Consider the following 1752-nt stretch of genomic DNA (forward strand, 5'->3'; position numbering starts at 1 on the left):
ATGAGGCGGAGACCTATTTTCTCTTTCGCCGGGCCTGCCCGGACTGCTACACGTTCCGGCCGGTGAAGGACTACACGACACGCCGGATCCGAATCGTCTTCGGCTTGGTGAAGGTTCGCAATCCGCGCTGGATGCTGTGTCGGGATTGCCATCTGGGCATGACCGCTGCGTTCGCGCCGCTGAACGATATTTGTCCCGATCGCGCCACGCCGGAGTTGATGGAGCTGACGGCGCGGCTGGGAAGCATGATGCCATTACCGGGCAGGCGGCGAAGGTGCTGGCCGAGCTCCTGCCCATTGAACCGACCGACAGGTATGCGACCGTGCGCAAGCGTACGAAATAGCGGCCACCGGGTTCGCCCTTTCCCCACGCCCGCATCTGGCCACGACGAGCTCAAAGTTTCGCGCTGAATTGGGCTCGGCGCCTTCCAACCATCGACAGGGGACATCAGAGCCGTGAAATGGCGGCTGTGGCATGGACGCGTCGATCGCACGATCCGCGACTTGGAGGGCTTCTCGCCAGACTGAAGCAGCCGCAGGTAGAAGCCGAGTTCTCGATCGCACGCCTTCATAGCCTTGGCTCCCAACTGCTGACCCATGTCCGATCGAACCGCGGTGCGATCATCGACTATGGGAAGCATTACCGAGCCGGCCTGCGGGTCGCCTCGACCCTCGCCGAGGCAGCTGTGAACTCACTCGTCGGCAAGCGAATGGTGAAGAAGCAGCAAATGCGCTGGTCCCTTAACGGCGCTCACATGCTCATGCAGGTCCGAACGGCCGAACTGAACGGCGAACTTCGAAACCGGCTATTGTATGAGAACGCGAAGTGCTAGGCCCTCGAGCATTGCGCCCAACGCTCGAATGCCTAGCACCCCCTCGGCCGGATCTTCCGAGCGCAGCCAGGTGTCGACAGCGCGGATGCGTTGGTCGATGCTGGCGAGGGTGCCGGAGAGATAGAGGTAGAACAAGGATTCTATGTGCCTCGGCCGCTTCATCTCGCGCGCCGTCGGGCTCCGGACGTGCGAAACTCGCTAGCAGGGCGACCACCCGATCGAAGAATTCGGGGTCGCACGCAAGCGAGCGCTGAAGCCGTAGGAGATGTCGGCCATTCTCTCGCATTGCCTCGCTATCGGGCCCGACAGCTGCGCGCTCGATAGCATCGAGAGCGGCCATCGGCGCCACCGGTGCGATGTTTTCGAGGATCGTTCGTCCGAAGCCATTCAGGTTGGCGATATTGGCTACAAAGCCACGGGGCCAAGCCAACGTTTAACGATCGCGACTGCTTCCCTACTGCCGTGAAGGTAGCCGAGGCGCCGTTGACGAGTTGGGTTTCAATGGTCGCCCCAGGGGATGTTCTGGAGCGCCATGGCGGCGAGGCGGTTTGCGATGGCGTGTGGCAGGATCGCCCGCCATAGTCCGCGTTGCTGCACAAGGTCTCTGCGGCGAAGCTCGGCGATGCCGGCGAAGATCCTATCGCGAGCAGCGCATCGTTCTGAACACTCTTCGCTTTCTCAGCAATCGTCTGCAGATCTCGCTGGTCTGCTTCGGCGTCAACAAGGCGCGGGAGGCGATCAGCGGCGACATTCAGCTTGCGGGCCGGTTCGAACAGTTCACCTTGAGCCGGTGGGCTGCGAAAGAACAATCTATCCCAGGAACCGTGATCTAAAATTCACTATAATATTCAATGTTTTAGCACGATCTTGCCACGGGCCCCGGTTGCAACTGCGCTGTGCGCCGCACCGACATTCTCCAG

The 1752-nt window shown here is 61.2% G+C and carries 3 pseudogenes; all 3 read left to right on the forward strand.

Features of this window, described 5'->3' with window-relative positions:
* Nucleotides 1-410: pseudogene (locus ACWGS9_RS34695) on the forward strand (hypothetical protein); the annotation flags it as partial.
* A 170-nt stretch (nucleotides 411-580) separates the two neighbouring features.
* Nucleotides 581-832 (forward strand): annotated as a pseudogene (locus tag ACWGS9_RS34700) (ISKra4-like element ISMet1 family transposase); the annotation flags it as partial.
* A gap of 578 nt (nucleotides 833-1410) precedes the next feature.
* Nucleotides 1411-1641 (forward strand): annotated as a pseudogene (locus tag ACWGS9_RS34705) (TniB family NTP-binding protein); the annotation flags it as partial.
* Nucleotides 1642-1752 lie beyond the last annotated feature (111 nt).

Source organism: Mesorhizobium sp. Arg314 (genome assembly GCF_053714275.1).